Raw genomic sequence first — 25,372 nt, 5'->3', positions numbered from 1 at the left:
CATGTCTGAATATGAACTTCCCTTGGTCTTTTTTACCGTGTTTTGTCAGTGGGCGGTCGGCACTATCGTAGCCATCACGGTATTGATTCTGGCGCAGCCGAGCTGGCTAAGCGACGAAAAGCGCTTAAATGTCCTGCGACAGCTGGCGTTAGGGATTGTGGCGATCAATATCCTCGGCTCCGTGCTGTCGCTGTTGCATCTGGGTTCACCCACCGGCGCCTATCGAGCGATTCTGGGGATCGGCCATTCCTGGCTCAGCCGGGAAGTCATCGCTTTCGCCTTGCTGAACGCGGTGGTCGTCATCTGGGCCGCCATGATGTTTCGCTTTAACTCAAACCCCAGGCTGATTCGCCAGGTTAGCCTGCTGGCATCGGGCGCGGGTGTGGCTGCTATCCTGGTTTCCGCACAGGTTTATTACCAGATGGCGAGTCACCCTCTGTGGCATTCGCCGCTCACCCACCTCGGTTTTATCGCCACGGCCCTGCTGCTGGGGTTTACCACCCTTGGGCTGCGGCTCAGCGTGTTCAATGCGGCTCAAAATGATCGCGAAAGGTGGCTCCCCGTCGCGTTGCCGACAGGCATTTTATGCGGCGTGGTATTGCTGTTAGTCGTGATCCTGGGCTACAGCGCCGGGTTCAACCAGCAAGGGAAAATGCTCGCCAGCGCCGTCACCGTTTTTGGCTCGGGTCTGATGGGGTGGCTTATTTTTGGCGCGCTGATTACCGGCAGCGGATTGGCGGCCTATCTGTACCAACGGCCGGTTCTGAACGTTGGCGTGGCGGGCGCACTGATGCTGACGCTGCTCTCAGCCTGTATTGGTGGCCGAATGCTGTTTTACGCCGGCGTCATGAGCCAATACCCTTGGTTTTAATGTTGCGGCTGCGCTGATATTCAAGGCAAGAAAAAGGCCGCCGAGGCGGCCTCAGGTTGCTGACAAAGTCCTTTGCAGTTAAAAGTCCCGATCTGGGGACTAATAAAAACAAAGGATTATCTCTTCTGATTTACCCCAAACACCCGAAAACCACGCTTTTCGGGTGTTTGTCATCAGACTAAGGCCGCCGAGGCGGCCTTTTGTGAACGGGCAGGTGTTAACTGTAGGCGTTGAGCGTACGCTGGCACAAGGCGGAGCGGACGCAGTCTTGTTTATCAAAGCGGATGATGCCGATCATTTCATCCTCTTCGAAGCGCTCCATCGCATCGCTGAGGCCGGACTTCACGCCGCGCGGCAAGTCGCACTGGGTGATGTCACCATTGACGATGACCGTGACGTTCTCACCCAGACGGGTCAGGAACATCTTCATTTGGCTGGCGGTAACGTTCTGGGCTTCATCCAGAATAACCACCGCATTTTCGAAAGTACGCCCGCGCATATAAGCGAAAGGCGCGATCTCCACCTTGCCGATTTCCGGACGCAGGCAGTATTGCATAAAGGACGATCCTAAACGGCGCACCAGAATGTCATACACCGGTCGGAAATAAGGGGCGAATTTCTCAGAGATATCCCCCGGCAAGAAACCGAGGTCTTCATCCGCCTGCAGAACCGGACGAGTAACGATAATCCGATCCACTTCTTTATGTATAAGGGCTTCGGCCGCTTTCGCAGCGCTGATAAATGTTTTGCCGCAGCCGGCTTCACCGGTGGCAAATATCAACTGCTTCTTGTCTATGGCTATTAAGTAATGACCCTGAGCTTCGGTTCGAGCCAGAATGGGGGAGCTATCGCGCTTGTCACGTGCCATGCCGATAGACTCAACACCACCCATTTGTACCAGCGAGGTTACGGACTCTTCTTCCAGCTGGCGATGACTACGAGCGTCACGGCGAATAACGCGTTTCGCTTCACGACGTGCTTTGATCACTGCTTTTTGTCTCATAGTGGCACCTTACAGTTTGTTTCACCTACCGCAACGGCCTGGCCGTGCGATTATGTTTCACATACAGATGCGGGTTTGGCTCCCTTTTGAGCCGACGATAGCCAATAGAAAAAGTGAATATCCGACGGGCATTTCGGCACGCCGATTTTTCACGGGACAACGCGATTGCATAATTAAAACGAGAGAGAAAAGTGACAGGAATTTGTGATAACGGGAGTGCGGTCTGGTCAGAAAAAGAGAGTCGGAGAGAGTGCCCTCGTTACAACGAGTCATCAGGGAAGAACTGTTATTTTTTCTTTCTAGCCCAACCAAGGACTTTACCATTAGCGATCCCCGCAGTGTTATTTACAGCTTCGAGCTGTGCACCTTGTGAAAACTACCGCCAGATGATTACAGTATAATGACATTCAAACCGCGCACGTTGCTAAAATGTAAAAAAATTTAATCTTTTTTGTTTTTAGGCGCCGCAAGAACACTATATCACGCCGATTACGTCATTCAATAAAATTTTTATCACGTTAGATATCATGCTGTTATGATTAAAATACGCGGATGACATTTCGGTTTCCTGATTAAATTTTGCACAAACAAAAACCTGCACATCGCCCCAAATTTATAAATAAAAAAGGCGGGAAAGCTCCCGCCCTGCCGTTCTTTGATTGCGTCGGTAACGCTGTTTAGCGTTATTCGAAGGTATAAGAAACGCTTACCCCGCCGCCCCAGTTTCTTCCCGGAGCCGGTTCGTAGTAACGACCATTGCCTTCATTGACGATCACCGACCCCACGTATTGGCGGTCAAACAGGTTATCCACCCGACCGAAAACATTCAGCATCCAGTTCCCCATTGGATAACGATAGCCTGTATTTAAACCCACGGTGGTATAGGCCGGAGCCTGTTCAGTGTTGGCATCATTAACTTCGATATCGCTCATGTAACGTACCTCCGCACCGGCATACCACCCTTCAGGTGGGGACCAGGCCAATGAGGCATAGCCCATATTGCGCGCAATACCCGGCATACGGTTGCCGCTTGGCACCTTATTGGCTTCTGAACACTGGCTGTCGCCGCACACATCATCGCGGTAACGCGCGTCTAACAGTGTCCAGGCCAACTGCACTCGCCAATCGTAGGCGAATTGCTGATCCAGCGCCAATTCCAGCCCGCGTCGGCGGGTCTGCCCGGCGTTTTTGTAGCTGGTGCGGCCGTTGCTGCTTTCATCCACCACAATTTCGTTACGCGTGTCGGTCTGGAATACTGCGGCGGTCAGCAGGCCGTTGCCAATGCGGGTTTTACTGCCCAACTCAACAGTGTCACTGGTCGAAGGCTGTAAACCGAAGTTAAGCCCAGCCTGATCGCCGGAACGGTACGACAGTTCGTTAATGGTCGGGGTTTCAAACCCGCGACCGGCGGACAGATACAGGTTCCAGCCACTCATCACCGCATAGTTCAGCGAGCCTGCCGGCAACCATTTATGGTAGCTGGCGTTACCGCTGTCATCACCGTTGCTGCTGGTCACGTAGTGGTCGTTGGAGTCGAAATTGACCGTGCTGTAACGCATGCCGGCATCCAGCGTCAGTTTTTGCGTCAACTGCCACGAACTTTGCAGATAGGGATCCAGGTTCCACATCAGGTTGCGCTCATTGCGGCGCAGCGCCCCCTGGGTGCCCAACTCGGTTACGCCGTTAACCTGGGTAAAGTTTTCATAGCCTTTACGCTGCTCGGTCATGGTTTCATAGTCCAACCCGCCGGTCAGGGTATAGGGTACGCCCAGCTCACCGCGGTGCGTCCAGCGGGTATCAATCCCCTGATAGTGGCGCGTCAGGTCAATCACTCCGCCAGGATGCTGGGCGCTACGCTGCTGCACCGCAACCGGGATCGACTGGTACTGGGTGGTTTCGCGCTCACCGGCGTACATCATGATGCTCAGGTCGTCATCGGCCCCCATCTGGCGCTCATAGTGCAACCCGGCCTGGGTCTGCGAAGTGCTTTTTCGGGTGTTGTACTGGTCGGCACGCGGCGCCTGGCGCGGATTATCGTGCCATTCTGCGTTCGTCAGGCCACCTGGGTCATTGGCGTGAATATCGACGCTGTTGAACAACAGCGTCAGGGTGCTGACATCGTCGATGCGTACGCCCAGCTTGGCATTGCCGAGGTTTTTCTGCGCGCCGCTGTGATCGCGAAAGCCCTGCGTCGTGAACCGGGTACCGGAAATAGTGTAGTTAACGTCACCGGCGTGGGTGCCGTCGCCGGTTGCCCCGGTCGCCTTGACGCCATAACGCCAGGTGCCGTAACTGCCAAAGTACGAACTGGCTTCAAGGCGCGCAGGTTGCTGGCCGGTTTCGGTTTCCACATTCACCATGCCGCCGGAGGCATTGCCGTAGAGGGCGGAAAACGGCCCGCGCAGCACCTCCACCTTTTCAACCGAGTTAAGGTCAATGTTCGACGTCTGGCCCTGACCATCCGGCATGGTGGCAGGAATACCATCGACATAAATACGTACGCCGCGCACGCCATACATTGAACGTGCACCAAAGCCCCGCACCGAAAGCTGCAGATCCTGCGCGTAGTTCTGGCGGTTCTGAATTTGCAGGCCGGGCACGCTGCCCAGACTTTCCGACAGGTTGATCTGCGGCCTGGCCTCACGGATTTGATCGCCATTCACCACGCTGACGGCAGCCGGGGTGGACAGTTCGGATAGGCCGCTGCGTTTGGCCGTGACCACCATGGTCTGTTCGCTATCCTTGTCCTGCGCCAGGGCGCAGACAGGCAGTAAGGCAGGGATAACCAGAGCTGAAACCGCCAACCGGTTTTTATGAGTGCTTTTCATCAGGAGAATGCCGTTAAAGGGATCGGAAAATATGAACCATTTGGAACGTTATGGCCGATATGTTAATGCTTTTAACAAAAAATGAAAATAGTTAGCCTAATTAAAGACGGAGCTCTCGATTTCGCAAGCCCAGGGTTGATTTTAATTAACGGCTGTTGATTAAAAAATAAGGCGGGGAACCCCCGCCTGGTGAAGTGAGGCTCAGGCTTTCAGCAAGCCGCTGCCCAGATAGTCGTTGCTGTCTTTGACCCCTGGCAGCGCAAAGAAATAACCGCCGCCGATAGGTTTGACGTACTCTTCCAGCGCCTCGCCGTTCAGACGTTTTTGCACCGTCAGGAAGCCTTTCTCCAAATCGGCCTGGTAGCACACGAACAGCAGCCCCATTTCCAACTGGCCGGAGTTGGACACGCCGATCGAATAGCTATAACCCCGGCGCAGCAACAAATTACTCTGAGTTTGCGGGGTGCGCGGGTTTGCCAGGCGGATATGCGCATCCATCGGGATCATCTTCCCTTCGGGATCCTTCTCATAGTCCGGCTCGTCGTGTTCATGCTTCATGCCCAGCGGCGCACCGCTGTGCTTTTCGCGGCCGAAGATGGTTTGCTGCTCCTGCAGCGGAGTACGATCCCAGAACTCCACGTGGAAACGGATAATACGCGCGGCCTGATAGCTACCGCCCACCGCCCATGCCGGTTCCCCGACGTTATCAGCCACCCACACCACCTGATCCATCAGCGGCTTATCGTCGGTTTTCGGGTTGGCGGTGCCGTCTTTAAAGCCCAGCAGGTTAATTGGCGTTTCTTTGCCCTTGCTACGTGCGGCGTGGGCGGAAATAAACCCTTCTCGCTTCCAGCGCACGCTGAGCAGATCCGGCGAATGCTTGATGATGTCACGCAGCGCGTGGATCACGGTTTCATTGGTATTGGCGCAAATCTGCAACACCAAATCACCGTGGCACAGGCTGGCGTCCAGCGAGTCGTTGGGAAAACGCGTCATTTTTTGCAGCCGCAGCGGCTTTTGGGCCTGCAGACCGAAACGCTCGTCAAACAGCGAGGTTCCAACCGACACGGTGATGGTCAGGTTATCCGGATAGATCTCCGGCCCCATGATGCCCGAATCAAGCGGTGGCAGCTTGGGATCCACTTCCGGCGCTTTGCCGCCGGTGGTCAAAAACGCAATGCGGTTGGTCAACAGCCGAAACAGCCGCTCCAAATCCTGCTTGTTGCTGGCCAGCACGTCAAAGGCCACCAGCATCATCGCCGCTTGCTGCGGCGTGAGGATCCCGGCCTGGTGCGCGCCGTAGAACGGTTGCTTCTGCCAGCGTTCATCCTTGGCGACCGCCAGCGGTTCCGCCGTTTTATCTGCCGCCTGGGTCAGACGACTGCCGCCCAGCGCCAGTACGCCCAGCCCCAATCCCTGCAATAAACGACGGCGCGACGGTGACGCCGCACCCTGCGTTTGTGGATGCGGCCCGTTTTCCGGGCCGATCTTGTTACTCATGATGCTTTGCCTCAGTCCAGACCCAGAACGCCACGCAGCTGTGACAAATCTTCCGCCAGAGTGGTGATTGGCCCTTTCATGGCGGTGCGATCGGCATCGGTCAGCTTCTCGTAAGACTCATAGCCATCTTTGGTTTTGTATTTCGCCAGAATGGTATCGACGGTTTTAAAGTTGGCGTCGATCTTGTCCAGCAACGGCTTGTTGGCCTTGACCAACAGCGGGCGCAGCAGGTTAACGATTTTTTGCGCGCCGTCTACGTTGGCCTGGAAGTCCCACAGGTCGGTGCGGCTGTAACGGTCTTCTTCACCGCTGATTTTGCTCGCCGCCACTTCTTCGATCAGGCCCGCAGCGCCGCCCACCACCTTGCTTGGCGGGAAGGTCAGGTCGGTCACGCGTTTTTGCAGCTCAAGGGTGTCCTTGTACAGCCGATCGGCGTATTGGTTCATGTCTTTGGTGGTGTTGTCGGCAAACAGCGCTTTCTCCAGCCGGTGGAAACCGGTGAACTTCGGATCTTCCGCTTTTTTCTCGTAGTCATCTTCGCGGGCGTCGATACTGCCGTCCAAATCGGAGAACAGCTCGGCGATCGGCTCAATTCGCTCGTAATGCTGACGGGTCGGCGCATAGAGTTTACGCGCTTCTGCCACGTTGCCGGCCTTCACGGCATCGGTGAACAGCTTGGTCTGTTTGACCAGCCCTTCCACTTCTTTGGTGACGTAGACTTTGTATTCAGCAATCGGCCCAACCAAATCCATGGCGTTCGGTTTGCCGTCGGTGGCAGCACCGGCCGCCGCGGTCACGGTCAGCTTGCCTTTCGGATTGCTGAGCAGCCCACAGGTCATGTCGTATTCGCCCGCTTCCAGATTGGCGGTCATCTTCTGGGTGAAGCCCGGTGCGATATTCTCGCGCTCTTCCACCACCATCACCCCTTTCAGAATTTCCCACTCCACGTTTTTCTGGCTGGTGTTGTGCACCACAAACTGGGTTTTACCGGCCGGCACCGTCAGTTGCATCGGCTCACACTGTTTGTCGTTAACGGTAATCTTTACCTGCGGCACGTCCGCCGCCAGGGCATCAATGCTCAGCGCGAACGCCGGGAGAGCCAGTAATGCTGCGTGCAAAGCCTTGCGGCGGAATAACGGAGTAGACATACAAGATTCCCTATTAAATTAATGATTGATTTTACGTTGCGTCGAAACCGCGACCGGTTCCACACGCTGCGGCAGGAAAAAGAAAATCAGTGCTGGGATCAAATACAAGAAGTAGACCGCCACTTCGCTTACCGTTGGCGTTTCCTGGTAGCCGAAGATGCCTTCGAGCAGGGTACCAAACAGGGAGTGGGTCGACAGATGGTTACTCAGATCAAACGCGATGTCCTGGAAGTGATTCCACAACCCGGCTTCGTGGAAGGCGCGGATCGCCCCGGCGGCCAGGCCGGCGGCAACGAACAGGATAAACAGGCTGGTCCATTTGAAGAATTTGGCCAGGTGCAGCTTCACGCCGCCCCAGTAAATCATCATGCCCAGTACAATGGCGGCCACCAGACCAAGCACCGCACCTATCGGGGCTTCAATCCCCACGTCTTGCTGGAAAGCCGCCAGCAGGAAGAACACCGACTCCAGCCCTTCGCGCGCCACGGCAAAAAACACCATCGCTACCAGCGCCCAGCCCTGACCTTTGCCGGAGTTGAGCGCATTGTCGATGGCGCCTTCCAGATGCACCTTGACCGATTTGGAGACCTTACGCATCCAGAACACCATATAGGTCAGGATCAATACCGCTACCACCGCGACAATGCCCTCGAACAGCTCTTGCTGCTTTTGCGGGAATTCGCCGGTGGTTTCATTGATGAAGATGCCGAGCGCCAGGCACAGAGCGGCGGCAACAATCACCCCTATCCATACCACGCCTAACCATTGACCCCGCTGCGTGCGTTTCAGGTAGCTGGCAATCAGGCTGACGATCAACGCCGCCTCCAGCCCCTCACGGAACATGATAAGGAAGGGAACAAACATAAGTAATAACCCCTAAAAAGGCATCTGCTGCGAAGCGCCCGCACGTCAGAAATGACGGCAGCGCCAATGTAAAGAAAAGTAAAACACAACGATAGTGATTATCATTCTGGCTGAAAGAAATACAAGAGCGCCAAGGGTGATTTTTTCTAATCAAATGTCGCCAGTTGTTTCCGCAAGAAGACGAAAAACCTGGGAGGATGAAATAAAAAAGGCGCCTTAAGCGCCTTTTTGACTCGCGTTGCGAGAGATTAAACGGTTTTGAATTCGGCTTCCGCCTGATCGAAACGCTCGGTAATGGTGGCGGAAGGAGAACGCCCCATCAGGCTCACCACCACGATGGCGATACAGCCGAACAGGAAGCCCGGGATGATTTCATACAGATCCAGCCAGGCGAAGTGTTTCCAGACGATCACCGTTACTGCGCCAACCAGCATGCCGGCCAGGGCGCCGTTACGTGTCATGCGTGACCACATGACCGAGATCAGCACCACCGGACCGAAGGCAGCGCCGAAGCCGGCCCAGGCGTAGCTCACCAGACCCAGCACGCGGTTTTCCGGGTTTGCCGCCAGCGCGATAGCCACTAACGCCACCACCAGCACCATGATGCGCCCTACCCATACCAGCTCACGCTGGCTGGCGCCCTTACGCAGGAAGGCTTTGTACAGATCTTCGGTAATCGCACTTGAACACACCAACAGCTGGCAGCTCAGGGTACTCATTACCGCCGCCAAAATTGCCGACAGCAAAATGCCGGCGATCCACGGGTTGAACAGAATCATCGCCAGCTCGATAAACACACGCTCGCCGTTTTGCGACACGTTGCCCGCCTGGTCCGGGTTATTGGCGAAGTAAGCAATACCGAAGAAACCAACGGCAATGGTGCCCGCCAGACACAGGATCATCCAGGTCATGCTGATGCGACGTGCGCTGCGGATAGTGCGGTGAGAGTCGGCCGCCATAAAGCGCGCCAGAATGTGCGGCTGACCGAAGTAACCCAGTCCCCAGCCCAGCAGCGAGAGAATAGCCACAAAGTTCAGGCCTTTCAGCATGTCGATATTGGCCGGGTTTTTCGCTTCGATAACCAGCATCGAAGTATCGATGCCGCCGACGGCAAAGATAACAATCACCGGCGTCAGGATCAGCGCGAAAATCATCAGGCTGGCCTGGACGGTGTCGGTCCAGCTCACCGCCAGGAATCCGCCGATAAAGGTATAAAGGATAGTGGCCGCAGCGCCGGCCCACAGCGCCGTTTCGTAGCTCATACCAAAGGTGCTTTCGAACAGACGCGCACCGGCGACGATGCCGGAAGCACAATAGATAGTGAAGAACACCAGAATGACAATGGCGGAGATCACCCGCAGCAGCTTGCTGTTGTCTTCAAAACGGCTGGTGAAATAATCCGGTAACGTCAGGGCGTTATTGTTGGCTTCGGTATGAACACGCAGCCGCCCTGCCACCAGCTTCCAGTTAAGGTAAGCGCCGATGGTCAGGCCTATCGCAATCCAGCTTTCGGAAATGCCGGACAGGAAGATGGCGCCCGGCAGGCCCATCAGCAACCAGCCGCTCATATCCGATGCGCCGGCAGAGAGCGCGGTCACCACGCTGCCCAGGCTACGACCGCCCAGAATGTAGTCGTCAAAGTTATTGGTTGCCCGGTAGGCAAGTAGGCCGATTAACACCATCCCGAAGATATACACCAGGAAGGTGACCAGCATTGGTGTGCTCATTGTCATGAAATTCTCCACTCTCATTATTATTTCGCGCTGTATTGCGATAGTTACTGCTTGCCAATCCGCCGGAACGTGGCGAAAAGCGGACACTCCCGCGAGTGAAAATAGTTTCCCCCCGCAATTGTCTGACCGTCGGCTATCCTAGTTGACCTGTTGATTATCCAACAAGACATTTAACAACAAAGTTACACAAAGTTTACCCTGCGTCACATTTAACCACCTGCAAGGTTACACCCCGCATTCAAAAACAGAGTTGCACCTCATACTAATTCAACGTTACCCCTGATATTGCTAGGGTTAACGCGTATAGACGACCGCCCCTCGACATACCACCCCACTGGCAGAGCAAGAACCATGCCGATTATTGATGTTAAAAAATCGATGGAACTCACACTTCGTTCATCCGCCTGATTTAACACGGTTGCACAAAGTTGCAACATGCAGGATATTGTCTGCATTCATCACAGCACACAACGCACGAACCTATCCCAGCAGCCTATCTGGCCCGCAGTTTGTATAGCCTGATGGGATAGGTTCTTAACACAGGAGTTGGATTGGCATGGGCACTACCACAATGGGCGTGAAACTCGACGAGGCCACTCGCGAGCGAATCAAAAGCGCCGCACAGCGTATCGATCGCACGCCGCACTGGCTGATCAAGCAGGCCATTTTTAATTATCTCGAACGTCTCGAGAACGGTTCCGATATCCCTGAAATTCCAGCACTTGCCGCTGCCGGCCAGGCCGAAGCGGACGACATTATGCCGCAAGTGCAGGAAGAGTCCCACCAGCCATTCCTTGAATTTGCAGAACAAATTCTGCCGCAGTCGGTTAATCGCGCAGCCATCACCGCGGCCTATCGCCGCCCTGAGACTGAAGCGGTGCCGATGTTGCTCGAACAGGCGCGATTACCTGCCGATCTTGCCAAAGCTACCCACAAGATGGCTTACGACATCGCCGAGAAGTTGCGTAACCAAAAGAGTGCAAATGGCCGCGCCGGTATGGTGCAAGGGCTGCTGCAAGAGTTCTCCTTGTCTTCACAGGAAGGCGTGGCGCTGATGTGCCTGGCCGAAGCCCTGCTGCGCATTCCAGACAAGCCAACCCGCGATGCGCTGATCCGCGATAAAATCAGCAACGGCAACTGGCATTCTCACCTCGGCCGTAGCCCATCGCTGTTTGTTAACGCCGCCACCTGGGGCCTGTTGTTCACCGGCAAACTGGTATCCACCCATAATGAAGCCAACCTGTCACGCTCGCTGAACCGCATTATCGGCAAAAGCGGCGAACCGCTGATCCGTAAAGGCGTCGATATGGCGATGCGCCTGATGGGCGAACAGTTCGTGACCGGCGAAACCATCGCCGAAGCGCTGGCCAACGCCCGCAAGCTGGAAGACAAAGGGTTCCGTTATTCCTACGACATGCTGGGTGAAGCCGCCCTGACCGAAGCCGACGCGCAGGCCTATCTGGTGTCTTACCAGCAGGCAATCCATGCGATCGGCAAAGCGTCGAACGGCCGCGGCATCTATGAAGGCCCGGGCATTTCGATCAAGCTGTCCGCTTTGCACCCGCGTTATAGCCGCGCGCAGTACGAACGCGTAATGGAAGAGCTTTACCCTCGCCTGCTGTCATTGACCCTGCAGGCGCGCCAATACGACATCGGCATCAATATCGATGCTGAAGAGGCCGATCGCCTGGAAATCTCGCTCGACCTGCTGGAGAAGCTGTGCTTCGAACCTCAGTTGGCCGGTTGGAACGGCATCGGCTTTGTGATCCAGGCCTATCAGAAACGCTGCCCGTTCGCCATCGATGCAGTCATCGACATGGCACAACGCAGCCGCCGTCGCCTGATGATCCGTCTGGTGAAAGGCGCCTACTGGGACAGCGAAATCAAACGCGCCCAAATGGACGGGCTGGAAGGCTATCCGGTTTACACCCGCAAGGTCTACACCGACGTTTCCTACCTGGCCTGCGCCCGCAAACTGCTGGCGGTGCCGAACCTGATTTATCCGCAGTTCGCGACCCATAACGCCCATACCCTGAGCGCGATTTATCATCTGGCGGGCAACAACTACTACCCTGGCCAGTATGAGTTCCAATGCCTGCACGGCATGGGCGAACCGCTGTACGAGCAAGTGGTGGGTAAAGTGGCCGACGGTAAACTGAACCGTCCATGCCGCATCTATGCTCCGGTCGGCACCCATGAAACGCTGTTGGCGTATCTGGTGCGTCGCCTGCTGGAAAACGGCGCTAACACCTCGTTCGTTAACCGTATCGCCGATGCCACCCTGCCGCTCGACGAACTGGTTGCCGATCCGGTCACCGCGGTCGAAGCCCTGGCCACCAGCGAAGGTCAACTTGGTCTGCCGCACCCACGCATTCCGTTGCCGCGTGAACTCTATGGCACCAAGCGCATCAACTCCAGCGGCCTGGACCTGTCGAACGAACAGCGTCTGGCGTCTCTGTCCAGTGCACTGCTGACCAGCGCTACTCAACCCTGGCGCGCAGAGCCGATTATTGACGCCGAGCTGGATCAGGGCGTGGAGCAACCGGTCATTAACCCTGCCGAGCCGGGCGACGTGGTCGGTTACGTGCGTGAAGCCACCGAAGGTGAAGTCAGCCGGGCGCTCGACGCCGCCGCTGCCGCCGGTCCAATCTGGTTTGCCACCCCGCCGTCCGAGCGCGCCGCCATTCTTGAGCGCGCCGCCGAACTGATGGAAGGCCAACTGCAAAGCCTGTTGGGCATTCTGGTGCGCGAAGCGGGCAAAACCTTTAACAACGCCATCGCCGAAGTGCGCGAAGCGGTCGACTTCCTGCATTACTACGCCGGTCAGGTGCGCGATGATTTCGCCAATGACAGCCACCGTCCGCTGGGCCCAGTGGTGTGTATCAGCCCGTGGAACTTCCCGCTGGCCATCTTCACCGGTCAGATTGCCGCTGCGCTGGCGGCAGGCAACAGCGTTCTGGCCAAACCGGCAGAGCAAACGCCGCTGATCGCCGCACAGGCGGTGCGCATTCTGTTGGAAGCTGGCATTCCGCAAGGCGTGCTGCAACTGCTGCCGGGTCAGGGCGAAAGCGTCGGCTCGGTTCTGGTTAATGACGCTCGGGTTCGCGGCGTGATGTTTACCGGCTCGACCGACGTTGCCGGTATCCTGCAACGCAGCATCGCAGGCCGTCTGGATCCGCAAGGTCGTCCAACGCCGCTGATTGCCGAAACAGGTGGTCTGAACGCCATGATCGTCGACTCTTCCGCTCTGACCGAACAGGTAGTGACTGACGTGGTCGCCTCCGCATTCGACAGCGCAGGCCAACGCTGCTCCGCCCTGCGTATCCTGTGCATTCAGGAAGACGTGGCGGAACACACGCTGCAAATGCTGCGCGGCGCTATGGCCGAATGCCGCATGGGCAACCCGGAACGCCTGTCGACCGATATCGGGCCGGTGATCGACGCCGAGGCCAAAACCGGCATCGAACGTCATATTCAGGCGATGCGCGCCAAGGGCCGTAAGGTCTATCAGGCCGCGAAAGGCAACGTACAGGATGAGAAAGAGTGGTCCCGTGGCACCTTTATCAAGCCAACCCTGATCGAACTGGACAGCTTCGACGAGCTGCAAAAAGAGATCTTCGGCCCGGTGCTGCACGTGGTCCGCTTCCAACGCACCAATCTGGAGTCGCTGGTCGATCAGATCAACGCCGCCGGTTATGGTCTGACGCTGGGCGTTCACACCCGTATTGATGAAACCATCGCCCGCGTGACCGAACGCGCCAAGGTGGGCAACCTGTACGTTAACCGCAACATGGTTGGCGCCGTGGTCGGCGTGCAGCCATTTGGTGGCGAAGGCCTGTCCGGCACAGGTCCTAAAGCCGGTGGCCCGCTGTACCTGTATCGCCTGCTGGCCAACCGCCCGGATGATGCGGTGCAACGCACCCTGCACCGCCAGGACGAAGAACGCCCGCTGGAAGCCACCGCGCGGCCACAGTTGCTCAAAGCCCATCAGGCGCTGGAGCAATGGGCGATTGCCGAAAACCAGCGCGATCTGGTGACGTTGGCGCAACGCTACGCCGAACTGGGCCAGGGCGGTACCCTACGTCCACTGCCTGGCCCTACCGGCGAGCGCAATACCTATGCCCTGTTGCCGCGTGAGCGCGTACTCTGCCTGGCCGATAACGAGGCCGATGCCTTGACGCAGTTGGCTGCAGTACTGGCCGTCGGCAGCAGCGTGCTGTGGCCGGAAGCCGAGCTGCAACGCACCCTGTATCGCCGCCTGCCGGCGGCGGTTCAGGCCAGCATCAGCTTCAGCAAAGACTGGCAGCAGGACAAGGTGGAGTTCGATGCCGCCATTTACCATGGCGACGCCGATCAGCTGCGCACCCTGTGCGAGCAAATCGCCCAGCGCAGCGGCGCGATCGTTTCAGTGCAGGGCTTTGCTCACGGCGAAACCAATATTCTGTTGGAACGCCTGCTGATCGAGCGCTCGCTGAGCGTCAATACCGCAGCTGCCGGCGGTAACGCCAGCCTGATGACCATAGGGTAATCCGTCTGACTGGATGACCGCCGCAGGTCACTTAATCTGCGAACCCTCCCGCAAACCCTGCATTCGTGCAGGGTTTTTTATTGTCTGCGCCCTTTCTACACGCTAGCGTATCGCCCTGGTTGTCAAAAAGTGTGTATGGTGTGTATCATAAAGGGACGGTAATCGCGTGAAAAGTTCAGAACTGATCGGGCTATTAGAACAGGAAGGTTGGGTTTTAACGCGGATCAAGGGAAGCCACCATCAGTTTAAGCACCCGAACTCCCGTCTGGTGATCACCGTTCCACATCCGCGAAAGGATCTGAAAGCGGGGACGCTGCGCCAAATCATGAAAGATGCCGGATTGTGCTAACCCGACGCCATGAGTTAACAGGAGAAATTATGTTCTACCCAGCTTATGTACATTCTGAACCGGACGGCAGCGCCAGCGGCTTCTTTCCCGATGTGCCAGGCTGCTATTTTGCCGGCGATACCCTGGACAGAGCCTTTGAAGACGCCAGAAGTGCGCTGGACGCCCATTTCGAATTCTTGAGCGAAGACAATCAGCCCATTCCCGGCCCACAGGCCGTGACCTTTCATCTGGCACAGAATAACGACAGTCTGAATGGCGGGCAGTGGTTGTTGGTCAATATTAATATGGATAAGTTTGATGGTCGGGCGGAGCGTATCAATATTACCTTGCCGCACCGCCTGCTGAACCGCATAGATTCTCTGGTGCAGCAGCATCCCGGTTACGGTAGCCGCAGCGCCTTTTTGGCCGCCGCCGCCCGCAATGAATTATTGAAAGCCGGGTAGTCAATAGCCAGGGGGCTGAACGCCCCCCTGCTTACTGATTCAAAAACTTGTCGAGGAATTGTTGGGTACGCTGGTGCTGCGGATTAGCGAACAGCTCTTTTGCCGGCCCTTGCTCCACGATACGACCGTGGTCCATAAAAATGGCGCGGTCGGCCACGTCGCGGGCAAAGCTCATCTCGTGCGTGACGATCACCATGGTGCGCTTTTCTTCCGCCAGCGAACGTATGGTGTTGAGCACCTCGCCCACCAGCTCCGGGTCGAGCGCCGAGGTCGGTTCGTCAAACAGGATCACTTCCGGTTGCATCGCCAGCGCCCTGGCAATCGCCACCCGCTGCTGCTGGCCGCCGGAAAGACGGCGCGGATAGGCCGACTCTTTGCCGCTCAGCCCCACTTTGGTCAACAAGGCCCGTGCGCGTTGTTCCGCGCTGGCCTTGGGCTCGCCTTTTACGATGACCGGACCTTCAATAATATTTTCCAATACCGAACGGTGCGGGAACAGATTGAAGTTCTGAAACACGAACCCCACCTGCTGGCGTAAGGCACGAACCTGTTTTTTCTGTTTGCTCAGTGGCTTGGAACCGTCGATCAGTATATCGCCGACGCGAATGGTACCGGAATCCGGCACTTCCAGCAGGTTGATGCTGCGCAATAAGGTGGTTTTCCCCGAGCCGCTTGGCCCGATAATCGCCACTACCTCACCGGCACCGACTTCCAGATCAATCCCATGCAGCACCGTTTGACCGTTGAACTGCTTGGTCAGTTTTTTCACTTCAATGGCACTCATGCGTTACTCCTGATCCTGGCGGTTTACGTGGGCTTCCAGACGATTTTGCAGCGCAGAAAGCAGGGTCGCCATCACCCAGTAAATCAGCGAGGCCGCCAGATACATGGTGAACACTTCCAGGGTACGCGAGGTAATCAACTGCGCCTGACGGAACAGTTCCGGCACCTGAATGGTCGCCGCCAGCGAGGTGTCCTTCACCAGGCCGATAAAGCTGTTGCCCAACGGCGGCAATGCGGTACGCGCCGCCTGCGGCAGGATCACCCGACGCAGCGTCTGCCAGCGGGTCATGCCGATGCTGGCTGCCGCTTCCCACTGCCCTTTTTCGATCGACGAAATCGCGGCACGCAGGGTTTCCGAAGTATAGGCGGCAGTATTGAGCGACAGGCCAATCAGCGCCGCCGGGAAGGGATCAAACTCGATACCGAACTGCGGCAGGCCGTAGTAAATCATGAACAGCTGGGCAATCAACGGCGTACCGCGAAACAGTGACACATAAATGCGCGACAGCCATGACAGCGGCCATAACGGCGAAAGGCGCATCAGCGCCAGCAGAAAACCGAGCAGTAAACCGAGCGCCATGCCCCCCAGACTGAGCTGGAGAGTGAGGATCGCGCCCCGCAATAAAAATGGCGCTGAATCCAGCGCCAGTTGGATACTTTCGTGCATTATTTAGTTACGTCCGCGCCAAACCATTTCTCGGAGATCTTCGCCAGCGTGCCGTCTTTTTGCATTTCGGCAATCGCCTGGTTAATCGCAGCCAGCAGTTCCGGGTTGTTTTTACGCACCGCCACGCCGGATTCCTGACGAGAGAACGCCGGACCGGCTACCGCCAGCGTGTCGCCGGTTTTCTTCACCAGATCCAATGCCGCCAGACGGTCAACCAGAATAGCGTTGATACGGCCTACGCGCAGATCCTGGTATTTGGTCGGGTCATCATCATAGGTACGCACGTCCACGCCCTGCACATTGTCACGCAACCATTGCTCGTAGTTGGTGCCCAGGCCCACGCCGACCTTTTTACCCTTCATATCTTCCGGCTTGGTGATGGTGCCTTCGTTGCCTTTCTTCACCAAGGCCTGAATACCGGAGACGGTATAAGGCGTCGAGAAATCGTATTTCTTTTTGCGCTCGTCGGAAATGGTCACCTGATTGATCACCACGTCGATGCGTTTTGAGTCCAGCGAAGCCAGCATGCCGTCCCACTTGGTAGGATTCAGCTTGGCTTTAACGCCAAGATGCTCCGCCAGGGCGTTGGCGAAATCCACCTCGAAGCCGGTCAATTTTCCGTCTTCCCCCTGGAAGCTGAACGGCGGATAAGTGCCTTCCAACCCGACAACCAGGGTCCCGTGATGCTTCACCTGCTCCAGCAGGTTATCGGCGGCATAGGTCTGCGTGCTCAAACCGGCGGTCAGCGCAACGCTCATCACGCCCAGCAGCAATTGACGACGAACTTTGGAAAAGATCATAAACACCCCATCTGTTGTTTATCTTTTTTGATATCAGCACTTTAACAGTGTGACCGCCTGCTTGAAGGAATATAACCTTATAAATATAGTTCAAAATGGAATAACAAAGCGCGCTTACACCTGTGGATGATAGGCGAACAGCGCCGGCGCACCGCCGGTATGGATAAACAGGATCGGGCCCTCGTCACGGAAGCGCTGCTGGGCTACGCCGTCGATCAGACCGGCCATCGCCTTGCCGCTGTAAACCGGATCCAACAACACCCCTTCCTGCTGCGCCAAAAGCTGTATCGCCGCCGTGCCTTCTTCGTTTGGCATACCGTACTGCGGCGCAAAATAGTCGTCCCACAGCGTAATCGGTGCCAGTTGGTCAATATCCAATGAGCAGGCCAGCGCTTTTTGGATCAGCTCCACCTTGGGCAACTGGTCGATCACCTTGCGTGAAACAGTTACACCAATCAGTTGCGTTTCCGGCAGCAACTGCTGCAGGCCAACGGCCAGCCCGGCATGGGTCCCTGCGCTGCCGGAGGCCACCACTACTGAGCTGAATGCGACGTTGCTGCGCTGGCTCTGCTCGGCAATTTCCAACGCACACTGCACGTAACCCAGCGCCCCCAGCGCATTGGAGCCGCCTACCGGCACCACATAAGGCCGGAAGCCTTGCCCTTCAAGACGGGTCGCCAGATCGGCCAACTGCTGTTGCGGGTCATGCAACGCGTCACACATCACCACTTCCGCGTTAAACAACCCGAGCAGCAAGCGGTTACCGTTGGTCAGGTAGTTTTCTGCCTGAGTATCGATTGGGTTTTCCAGCAGCGCTACGCAGTGCAGACCCAGCTTGGCCGCCACTGCAGCCGTTTGGCGCACATGGTTAGATTGGATGGCGCCGGCGGTGACCAGCGTGTCCGCGCCTTGATGCAGCGCTTCTGCGGCAAGAAATTCCAGTTTTCTCAATTTGTTACCGCCCATCGCCATCGGCGTGACGTCGTCACGTTTGATGTAAATTTCGCGGCCAAGGTAGTCTGAAAGGCGAGACAGTTTTTCGAGCGGAGTGGCAGAGCCCACTAAATCGAGGCGCGGGAATTGCGCCAGTTTGTGTTGCAGATTCACAACTTCCCCCAGGGAATCAGGTATCAACATCTAAACGATAGATTTAGCAGATGTGAACCTAATAATCACTCTTTATTCGTGACGGGGAAAGGGTAAGATCCCCGGCTGGCGTGCCGGGGAAGCCAGATCAGTAGCTTTTTTGCCAGGCAAGGTACTGGTCATATTTGCGCAGCGCAATGCGGTAATTGTTGTGCGCCGCAGAAGGCAAGTCTTCGATAATACGCTGATGGCTGGCGTTACTGGCGAATTTATCCGCCGGATAGTTGCGTTCCACCAGCATTTCATCCAGCCGACGCAGGCGCACCACGTATTCACGGATGGTGCTGTGGCTCATTTCGGTTTGCTCAAACAGATATTGCTTGAACGACATAATATCGAAATAGCTCGGATGGCTATTGCAGGAGATCTCACTGCAAAAGCGGCACAGCGCCGTCAGCTCATTTTGCACATTCAGCCAAACGTGATCGTCAATCGGCTGATCCATGCGCGCAATGGCATCTTTGTTGATGATCTTGCCACGAAACACCAACGCCATGCGATCCAATAGCTTGCCGCACTGAGAGCAATGGGTCTGGCTGTGTTTGTAATCTTTCAAATAACGACTCAGCGGCCGTTTTTTCAATAATATTCCTGGCATAGAAGCAGTCCGATTATCGCAATGGTGATCAGGTTGAAGGGTCAGAGTTGAGTGCATGTCAGTTCTCGTTCGCCAGGCGGGAGCGCAGGCGTTTTATTGCCTGGCTATGCAATTGGCTGACACGTGATTCCCCTACGTCCAGCACGGCGCCGATCTCTTTCAGGTTCAACTCTTCCTGGTAATACAGCGTCAGCACCATTTTTTCGCGTTCCGGCAACGCCTCAATGGCGTCAATCACCCGTTGGCGTAAATTGCCCTCCAGCAGATGATGTAACGGATTGGCCTCTTCGTGCCCTTCCAGCAGCGGTTCCGCGCTTTCGCCATGCTCTTCCCGCCATTCGTCGTAGGAAAAAAGCTGACTGTTATTGGTGTCCAACAGAATTTGACGGTACTCATCCAGTGGCAGGTTCAGCGTCTGCGCCACTTCCACTTCGCTGGCCGGCCTGCCGAGCCGCTGTTCCAACTGCCGCATCACCTGCGCCACTTCACGGGCATGGCGACGCACGCTGCGCGGTACCCAGTCACGGCTGCGCAACTCATCGAGCATGGCGCCGCGAATGCGTTGCACCGCATAGGTGGTAAAGGCGGTTCCCTGCAGGGCGTCATAACGCTCAACGGCGTTTAACAACCCAATTCCCCCGGCCTGCAGCAGATCGTCGAGCTCCACGCTGGCGGGCAGCCTGACCTGCAGGCGCAACGCCTCGTGGCGCACTAACGGAACGTAGCGCAGCCAGAGAGAATTTTTGTCCATCACGCCTTCGGCGGTATACAGATCGCTCACTATGTCTAAAACCTGCGGATAAGAGAGTCAGCGCTATTATCCGTAGGGGGCAAAATGCCAATCGGCAGAACAGTCGTACAAAACGGGCCTTATTTGCGCCATGCATTAGCTGAGCGGTGCGCGACCATAAAAAAACCCCGCCGAAGCGGGGTTCTTTTGCGACAGGTTAATCGGGGAGAGTCGATTAACGCAGCAGGGACAACACGTTCTGAGTAGACTGGTTAGCCTGTGCCAGAACAGAGGTGCCAGCCTGTTGCAGGATGTTGGCACGGCTCATGTTAGACACTTCGGTCGCGTAGTCAGCATCTTGAATACGAGACTGAGAAGCAGACAGGTTGTTCACGGTGCTGTTCAGGTTGTTGATAACAGAATCGAAACGGTTCTGTACCGCACCCAGGGAAGAACGCAGACCATCAACCTGAGACAGTGCTTTGTCCAGGGTTGCCAGTGGGTCGGCAGTTTTAGGGTCGGTAGATTGCTGAACGCCTTTGGTCACTTTACCAGCGGAGTCAACAGTGGCTTTGAAGAAAGCGTCGTTGCCATCAGCATCTTTGCCTTTAACTACGTAACCTGCTTTACCCGCTGCATCGGTGTAAGTGCGCAGTTCATCGCCAGTCGCCAGACCGCTAACCGTGTTGGTGCCAACTTTAACCTGAGCAGCTTCTTTCATGCCTGCAGTAGGCTTAGTTGCTGCAGCACTTGAATCCCAGCTCGCTTTACCGGTCGCATCTACGGTCGCGTCATAAATGCCGCCGTCGGTAGATTTAACGAAGTAGTTAACAGTACCAGTACCGTCGTCAGCAGAGTACAGTTTACCGTCGCTGGTTTTAGGCGTTGCAGCCTTGCTGTCCGCAGCAATGGTCGGTGCACCCATTTTATCGGTCGCAGTCACCGCGGTGGTGCCCACTTTAGAGGCATCCAGTGGATCTGCTACGCTGAATTTGTCCAGGCCCAGAGTTTTGGCGTTGATGTTCTTCAGATCGATCTGGATAGTTTCGTTGTCGTTGGCACCCACCTGGATGGTCAGCTTCTGATCGCCGCTCAGCACTTTCACGCCGTTGAAGTCGGTTTGTTCAGAGATACGGTTGATCTCAGCCAGACGTTCGCCGATTTCGTCCTGGATGGACTGCAGGTCGCTGGAAGAGTTAGAACCGTTCTGAGACTGTACGGTCAGACGACGGATGTTTTGCAGGTTGTCGTTAACTTCGTTCAGTGCGCCTTCAGTGGTCTGCGCCAGAGAGATACCGTCGTTGGCGTTACGGGAAGCCTGAGTCAGGCCTTTGATGTTAGCGGTGAAACGGTTAGAGATCGCCTGACCCGCGGCATCATCCTTGGCGCTGTTGATACGCAGACCGGAAGACAGACGCTCGATCGCAGTACCCAAAGAAGACTGAGATTTGTTCAGGTTGTTCTGCGCCATCAGCGACAGGCTGTTGGTATTAATTACTTGTGCCATTGTATGCTTTCCTTACGTGTCAGTTGCGATCTTCGCAACGTAGTTAAAAGGTTCGGGCTGCTTTGCCCACGGCGTCAACCACCGTCCCATCAGGTATCGGCCCTCCCCCTGCAACCTTTAGAAATTTTTTGTTTTTTTTTCGCTTCGCCGCAATGGCAGAAATAACGCGTTTTTTTCTTCCTCTATTGCGCCATCGGTTTTTAAACTTTTCGGTAAACTTTTTCTCCGCTGGGCCGATAAACGCGTAAAGCGAATAAAGTCATTATTAAGGAGAATTACGAATGGCATCGATCAGTTCATTAGGCATCGGCTCAGGACTCGACCTCAACGGCTTGCTGGACAAGCTGACCAAAGCGGAACAGCAGCGTCTGACCCCGTACACCACCCAGCAGACCAGCTACAACGCCCAGTTGACCGCCTACGGCACCCTGAAAGGCTCGCTGGAAAAGTTCGATAACCTCAGTAAAGAGCTGGCGAAACCGACGTTTTTCAATAACACCACCGCCAGCAAACACGATCAGTTTGCCATCACCACCACCGACAAGGCCGTGGCGGGGAACTACATTGTCGAAGTTCAAAAACTGGCACAGCCGCAAACGCTGACCACACAGGCGTCGATTACCAATCAGACGGAAAAACTCGGCACGCCCGGCAGCATTGACCGCTCAATCAGCATCACCGCAGGGGACCCGCAGAAAGAAGTGAAGATCCCACTGAGCGATGATCAAACCTCGCTGGTGGAAATGCGCGATGCGATTAACAATGCCAAAGCCGGCGTCAACGCCAGCATCATGCGGGTGGGTGACAACGACTATCAATTGGCGATCAGCTCCACGGCCACCGGCGAGAAAAACACCGTTTCGGTCCAGGTCAACAATGACGATAAGTTGGGCGCCATCCTCAACTACGACTCCGCTGCCAAAAGCAACGCAATGAAGCAAACCGTGGCCGGTCAGGATGCTGAAGTCTTGGTTAACGGCACGAAAATCAAACGCAGCACCAACTCAATTGCCGATGCCCTGCAGGGCGTGACCATCGATCTGAAAACCGTCACCAAGAAAGATGAGCCGCAGAACCTGGTGATCAGCACCGATAAAACCGGCACCGCCGACAAAATCAAAGACTGGGTCGACAACTATAACTCACTGCTGGATACCTTTAACTCGCTGACCAAATATACCCCGGTCAAAACCGGCGAGGCGCAGAATGCCAAAAACGGCGCGCTGCTGGGGGATAACACCCTGCGCGGTGTTCAGTCTTCGATTAAAAGTGCGCTCAGCGGCGCGCAGGACAACCCGGAGCTGAAGGGGCTGGGTAACCTGGGGATCACCACCAACACCAAAACCGGCAAGCTGGAGATCGACAGCACCAAGCTCAACAAAGCCATCGATGAAAAACCCGAGCAGGTTGCCAACTTCTTCGCCGGCAACGGCAAAGATACCGGCATGGCCACCGAGATCCACAATGAGATCCAAAGCTACATCAAGGCCGGCGGCATCATTGAGAACTCGACCAAAAGCATCAATACCAGCCTTGACCGCCTGAACAGCAAGATCACCACCGTCACGGCCAGCATTCAAAGCACTATCGATCGCTATAAACAACAATTCGTCCAACTGGATACCATGATGTCCAAGCTGAGTGGCACCGGTGATTATTTAAAACAACAGTTCAAGTAAGAACTTTTTAACCAGGTAAAAAATCACATGTATAACCGTAGCGGAACTCAGGCCTACGCCCAGGTCAGTCTGGAAAGTGGCGTAATGAGCGCCAGCCCGCACCAGTTAATCGTGATGTTGTTCGACGGGGCGCTTAGCGCCCTGTTACGCGCACGGATACTGATGAATCAGGGTGATATCGCCGGCAAAGGACTGGCTCTGTCAAAGGCCATCAATATTATCGATAACGGCCTGAAAAGCGGTCTCGACCACCAGCAGGGCGGTGAAATGGCCGATAATCTGGCGGCGCTGTATGACTATATGAAGCGACGCCTGATGCAAGCCAACCTGCACAATGACGAAGCGGCGATTACCGAAGTGGTGAAGCTGCTGGAAAATATTGCTGACGCCTGGCGCCAGATTGGCCCCAACTACCACCCCACTCAGGACGCCGTGTAATGGAACGTCAACAACAGCTGTTAGCCGCCTATCAGCAGGTGTATAGCCTGAGTAGCCAGATGATCGTTCTGGCACAAACGGAAAGATGGGAAGACCTGGTCGAGCTGGAACTGTCCTACGTGACGGCGGTGGAAAGAACCGCCGCCTTTACCGGGCAGGCCGGTCCCTCAATGGCGTTACAGGAATTGCTGCGCCATAAGCTGCAGCAAATCCTCGACAACGAGACCGAACTAAAACGTCTGCTGCAGCAACGCATGGATCAATTGAAAGAATTAATCGGCCAGTCGACGCGCCAAAACGTGGTGAACAGCACTTACGGCCAGTTTCACGATCGCGCCTTGTTGCTGGGAGATCCACAAATCAGATGAGTTCGCAGCAATAACGGCGACAACGGAATAGATAGCAGCATGCACTATTATTCCCCGGTTAAGTCAGAATATTAATCCATGCCATTTGAATTATTCAGATATTGGGTAATTAGAAAAAATGTGCAATTCGAGCCTTGCTCTCACTTTAACGGATAAATACCACTCCGACACGGACGTTTTCTGTTCAGCAGGAAATTGATTTTTGATAGATAAAACACGCTGTTGTGTTTCACAACCTATGGAAAGATGTTGCTCCAACGCCAATCAAAGCGTAAAGATATTCATAGATAATGGCTGCGAAATGAATATCGATGGAACGTACAATTAATCTTTGTCCAGGAATTGGTGCATCGGCACACATCATTCAGCATACTGAATTATTATTTCCTTCAGTCTATTTTGAACAGCCGCATCTCTACCTGGTGCAGCAAGGTCACAAACGCGTGCGTTGGCAACAGCGTGAAGTGGTGGCGCATGCGGGCGAGCTGTTGATTATCGACGGGGGGCAAACCGTGGATATTATCAACGAACTCTCTGAGGACGGGGTATTCAGCTGTCAGCTATTGACCTGCGATCCGCAGTTGCTCACCTTATCGCCGCCCCAGGTTGAAAGCACATCACCGACTCCCTTCGACGCGGTGATGACATTATGCAATCTGCCCTGCGCGCTGATGCACAGTTTTGAGACCACCAGCCTGGCACTGGCGCTTAAGCAGCGTTTCCCCACGGTCATCATTCGCCATAAAATGCTGGAAATTCTGCTGTGGTTAAAACAATTCAATATCAGCTTCATCCATAACGAAGCCAGGAATTTAACCCAACGCGTACGCCGCTGTCTGGCCACCGATCCGCACAACATCTGGACCGCGGCCGAAGTCGCCGAAACCTTGTCAATGAGCGAGGTGGTGCTGCGACGCAAGCTGTCGGCGGAGAATACCGCGCTGCGTAATCTGATGATAGACGTGCGAATGAGCAGCGCCTTGGCCCTGCTGCAATCTACCGATTGGCCAATATCGGCGATCGCCCAGCACGTGGGGTATGAAAGCGCTTCGCGGTTTGCCGAGCGCTTTCGCAAACGTTTCGGCTTTGCGCCCACCGCCATTCGCGGACATCAGCGGGCCATGGAACCCATGGCCATTCGTCCCGATCATTTCAGCATGATGCAAGCCCCGGAGTGATGGCCGCCGGCGTAAATTAAATCATTGAACAATGAAACTGTGGTTTATAGCGGCAATATTGGCGCAAAACAGGCGAGTGGGATAGCATCGGCGAGCATTCAGGTCATCAGAGATGAATAAATCATGCTCAACGAAAAACTGCTATTTTCCCTCGCGGTGTTGCTACTCGGCCTATGGTTGCTGGGCCTGACCTACGAAGAAGACGCCATGC

The 25,372-nt window shown here is 55.5% G+C and carries 21 protein-coding genes; 8 read left to right on the top strand and 13 right to left on the bottom strand.

The features are described from left to right. The first annotated feature begins 1 nt into the window (after position 1). Positions 2–871 carry a dimethyl sulfoxide reductase anchor subunit family protein gene (locus ACMGG1_RS09115; RefSeq protein WP_142815050.1) on the top strand — a complete coding sequence of 290 codons (870 nt, stop codon included), beginning with the start codon at positions 2–4 and terminating at the stop codon, positions 869–871. Positions 872–1,088: 217 nt separating this feature from the next. Here ACMGG1_RS09115 and phoH read toward each other — a convergent pair whose 3' ends face one another. The 6 genes from phoH to putP form a co-directional block, all read right to left on the bottom strand. After that, positions 1,089–1,874, bottom strand: a complete 786-nt coding sequence (gene phoH / locus ACMGG1_RS09110) for a phosphate starvation-inducible protein PhoH (protein WP_020827477.1) — start codon at positions 1,872–1,874, stop codon at positions 1,089–1,091. Positions 1,875–2,557: 683 nt separating this feature from the next. Then, entirely contained in the window at positions 2,558–4,702 is a 2,145-nt protein-coding gene (gene pqqU / locus ACMGG1_RS09105; protein ID WP_020827478.1) for a TonB-dependent receptor PqqU, read from the bottom strand. 201 nt (positions 4,703–4,903) lie between these two features. Continuing rightward, positions 4,904–6,202, bottom strand: a complete 1,299-nt coding sequence (gene efeB / locus ACMGG1_RS09100) for an iron uptake transporter deferrochelatase/peroxidase subunit (protein WP_048760241.1) — start codon at positions 6,200–6,202, stop codon at positions 4,904–4,906. A gap of 11 nt (positions 6,203–6,213) precedes the next feature. After that, complete coding sequence (efeO, locus tag ACMGG1_RS09095; protein WP_201896285.1) at positions 6,214–7,350, bottom strand: iron uptake system protein EfeO; 1,137 nt, start codon at positions 7,348–7,350, stop codon at positions 6,214–6,216. Positions 7,351–7,368: 18 nt separating this feature from the next. Continuing rightward, a complete protein-coding gene (gene efeU, locus ACMGG1_RS09090; RefSeq protein WP_020827481.1) occupies positions 7,369–8,214 on the bottom strand; it encodes an iron uptake transporter permease EfeU in 846 nt (281 codons plus the stop codon). A gap of 248 nt (positions 8,215–8,462) precedes the next feature. Next, positions 8,463–9,947, bottom strand: coding sequence for a sodium/proline symporter PutP (gene putP, locus ACMGG1_RS09085; protein WP_046373267.1), 1,485 nt, complete (start codon positions 9,945–9,947; stop codon positions 8,463–8,465). A gap of 556 nt (positions 9,948–10,503) precedes the next feature. Between putP and putA the strand changes: the two genes are divergently transcribed. From putA to ACMGG1_RS09070, 3 genes are all read left to right on the top strand, one after another. Further along, positions 10,504–14,475 carry a trifunctional transcriptional regulator/proline dehydrogenase/L-glutamate gamma-semialdehyde dehydrogenase gene (putA, locus tag ACMGG1_RS09080; protein WP_046373266.1) on the top strand — a complete coding sequence of 1,324 codons (3,972 nt, stop codon included), beginning with the start codon at positions 10,504–10,506 and terminating at the stop codon, positions 14,473–14,475. Positions 14,476–14,641: 166 nt separating this feature from the next. Next, a complete protein-coding gene (locus ACMGG1_RS09075; RefSeq protein WP_048760244.1) occupies positions 14,642–14,824 on the top strand; it encodes a type II toxin-antitoxin system HicA family toxin in 183 nt (60 codons plus the stop codon). Positions 14,825–14,853: 29 nt separating this feature from the next. Further along, positions 14,854–15,267: a type II toxin-antitoxin system HicB family antitoxin gene (locus tag ACMGG1_RS09070; RefSeq protein WP_048760245.1), complete on the top strand. Its 414-nt coding sequence runs from the start codon at positions 14,854–14,856 to the stop codon at positions 15,265–15,267. 31 nt (positions 15,268–15,298) lie between these two features. Here ACMGG1_RS09070 and tcyN read toward each other — a convergent pair whose 3' ends face one another. The 7 genes from tcyN to ACMGG1_RS09035 all read right to left on the bottom strand — a co-directional run bounded on the left by tcyN (position 15,299) and on the right by ACMGG1_RS09035 (position 21,498). Continuing rightward, complete coding sequence (gene tcyN, locus ACMGG1_RS09065) at positions 15,299–16,051, bottom strand: L-cystine ABC transporter ATP-binding protein TcyN (RefSeq protein ID WP_046373263.1); 753 nt, start codon at positions 16,049–16,051, stop codon at positions 15,299–15,301. A gap of 3 nt (positions 16,052–16,054) precedes the next feature. After that, positions 16,055–16,717 (bottom strand): cystine ABC transporter permease, encoded by a 663-nt coding sequence (gene tcyL, locus ACMGG1_RS09060; protein ID WP_020827487.1) that lies wholly within the window; start codon positions 16,715–16,717, stop codon positions 16,055–16,057. After that, on the bottom strand, positions 16,717–17,517 hold the full coding sequence (gene tcyJ, locus ACMGG1_RS09055) for a cystine ABC transporter substrate-binding protein (protein WP_414161310.1): 801 nt from the start codon (positions 17,515–17,517) through the stop codon (positions 16,717–16,719). The genes tcyL and tcyJ overlap by 1 nt, the downstream gene beginning before the upstream one ends. Positions 17,518–17,631: 114 nt before the next feature. Next, positions 17,632–18,624, bottom strand: coding sequence for a D-cysteine desulfhydrase (locus ACMGG1_RS09050; protein WP_128864765.1), 993 nt, complete (start codon positions 18,622–18,624; stop codon positions 17,632–17,634). 127 nt (positions 18,625–18,751) lie between these two features. Next, on the bottom strand, positions 18,752–19,261 hold the full coding sequence (gene fliZ, locus ACMGG1_RS09045; RefSeq protein WP_041414695.1) for a flagella biosynthesis regulatory protein FliZ: 510 nt from the start codon (positions 19,259–19,261) through the stop codon (positions 18,752–18,754). Positions 19,262–19,319: 58 nt separating this feature from the next. After that, positions 19,320–20,042: an RNA polymerase sigma factor FliA gene (locus tag ACMGG1_RS09040; RefSeq protein WP_020827491.1), complete on the bottom strand. Its 723-nt coding sequence runs from the start codon at positions 20,040–20,042 to the stop codon at positions 19,320–19,322. Positions 20,043–20,226: 184 nt separating this feature from the next. Next, entirely contained in the window at positions 20,227–21,498 is a 1,272-nt protein-coding gene (locus ACMGG1_RS09035) for a FliC/FljB family flagellin (protein ID WP_201896283.1), read from the bottom strand. Positions 21,499–21,779: 281 nt separating this feature from the next. Here ACMGG1_RS09035 and fliD point away from each other — a divergent pair, with 281 nt between their 5' ends. The 4 genes from fliD (at position 21,780) to ACMGG1_RS09015 (ending at position 25,161) form a co-directional block, all read left to right on the top strand. Continuing rightward, positions 21,780–23,177: a flagellar filament capping protein FliD gene (gene fliD, locus ACMGG1_RS09030; RefSeq protein ID WP_410528798.1), complete on the top strand. Its 1,398-nt coding sequence runs from the start codon at positions 21,780–21,782 to the stop codon at positions 23,175–23,177. Positions 23,178–23,204: 27 nt separating this feature from the next. Further along, the gene (gene fliS, locus ACMGG1_RS09025; RefSeq protein WP_020827494.1) at positions 23,205–23,615 is read left to right on the top strand and encodes a flagellar export chaperone FliS; all 411 of its coding nucleotides are present in this window, start codon (positions 23,205–23,207) and stop codon (positions 23,613–23,615) included. Further along, on the top strand, positions 23,615–23,983 hold the full coding sequence (gene fliT, locus ACMGG1_RS09020) for a flagella biosynthesis regulatory protein FliT (RefSeq protein ID WP_122079696.1): 369 nt from the start codon (positions 23,615–23,617) through the stop codon (positions 23,981–23,983). The genes fliS and fliT overlap by 1 nt, the downstream gene beginning before the upstream one ends. Positions 23,984–24,294: 311 nt before the next feature. Continuing rightward, positions 24,295–25,161 (top strand): helix-turn-helix transcriptional regulator, encoded by an 867-nt coding sequence (locus ACMGG1_RS09015; protein ID WP_046373258.1) that lies wholly within the window; start codon positions 24,295–24,297, stop codon positions 25,159–25,161. The last annotated feature ends 211 nt before the right edge of the window (positions 25,162–25,372 follow it).

This window comes from Serratia sp. BNK-12 (genome assembly GCF_047456085.1).
Lineage (GTDB): Bacteria > Pseudomonadota > Gammaproteobacteria > Enterobacterales > Enterobacteriaceae > Serratia > Serratia liquefaciens.
Note: the sequence above shows the minus strand (reverse complement) of the source record. Positions and strands in the feature narration are given on the sequence as shown.

Coding starts and splice junctions, on each gene's coding strand:
- ACMGG1_RS09115 (WP_142815050.1), top strand. CDS start 2: ATGTCTGAATATGAACTTCCCTTGGTCTTTTTTACCGTGTTTTGTCAG.
- efeB (WP_048760241.1), bottom strand. CDS start 6,202: ATGAGTAACAAGATCGGCCCGGAAAACGGGCCGCATCCACAAACGCAG.
- pqqU (WP_020827478.1), bottom strand. CDS start 4,702: ATGAAAAGCACTCATAAAAACCGGTTGGCGGTTTCAGCTCTGGTTATC.
- efeU (WP_020827481.1), bottom strand. CDS start 8,214: ATGTTTGTTCCCTTCCTTATCATGTTCCGTGAGGGGCTGGAGGCGGCG.
- putP (WP_046373267.1), bottom strand. CDS start 9,947: ATGACAATGAGCACACCAATGCTGGTCACCTTCCTGGTGTATATCTTC.
- fliT (WP_122079696.1), top strand. CDS start 23,615: ATGGAACGTCAACAACAGCTGTTAGCCGCCTATCAGCAGGTGTATAGC.
- ACMGG1_RS09035 (WP_201896283.1), bottom strand. CDS start 21,498: ATGGCACAAGTAATTAATACCAACAGCCTGTCGCTGATGGCGCAGAAC.
- fliZ (WP_041414695.1), bottom strand. CDS start 19,261: ATGCCAGGAATATTATTGAAAAAACGGCCGCTGAGTCGTTATTTGAAA.
- ACMGG1_RS09015 (WP_046373258.1), top strand. CDS start 24,295: ATGGAACGTACAATTAATCTTTGTCCAGGAATTGGTGCATCGGCACAC.
- tcyL (WP_020827487.1), bottom strand. CDS start 16,717: ATGCACGAAAGTATCCAACTGGCGCTGGATTCAGCGCCATTTTTATTG.
- phoH (WP_020827477.1), bottom strand. CDS start 1,874: ATGAGACAAAAAGCAGTGATCAAAGCACGTCGTGAAGCGAAACGCGTT.
- fliS (WP_020827494.1), top strand. CDS start 23,205: ATGTATAACCGTAGCGGAACTCAGGCCTACGCCCAGGTCAGTCTGGAA.
- tcyN (WP_046373263.1), bottom strand. CDS start 16,051: ATGAGTGCCATTGAAGTGAAAAAACTGACCAAGCAGTTCAACGGTCAA.
- tcyJ (WP_414161310.1), bottom strand. CDS start 17,517: ATGATCTTTTCCAAAGTTCGTCGTCAATTGCTGCTGGGCGTGATGAGC.
- fliD (WP_410528798.1), top strand. CDS start 21,780: ATGGCATCGATCAGTTCATTAGGCATCGGCTCAGGACTCGACCTCAAC.
- efeO (WP_201896285.1), bottom strand. CDS start 7,350: ATGTCTACTCCGTTATTCCGCCGCAAGGCTTTGCACGCAGCATTACTG.
- putA (WP_046373266.1), top strand. CDS start 10,504: ATGGGCACTACCACAATGGGCGTGAAACTCGACGAGGCCACTCGCGAG.
- ACMGG1_RS09070 (WP_048760245.1), top strand. CDS start 14,854: ATGTTCTACCCAGCTTATGTACATTCTGAACCGGACGGCAGCGCCAGC.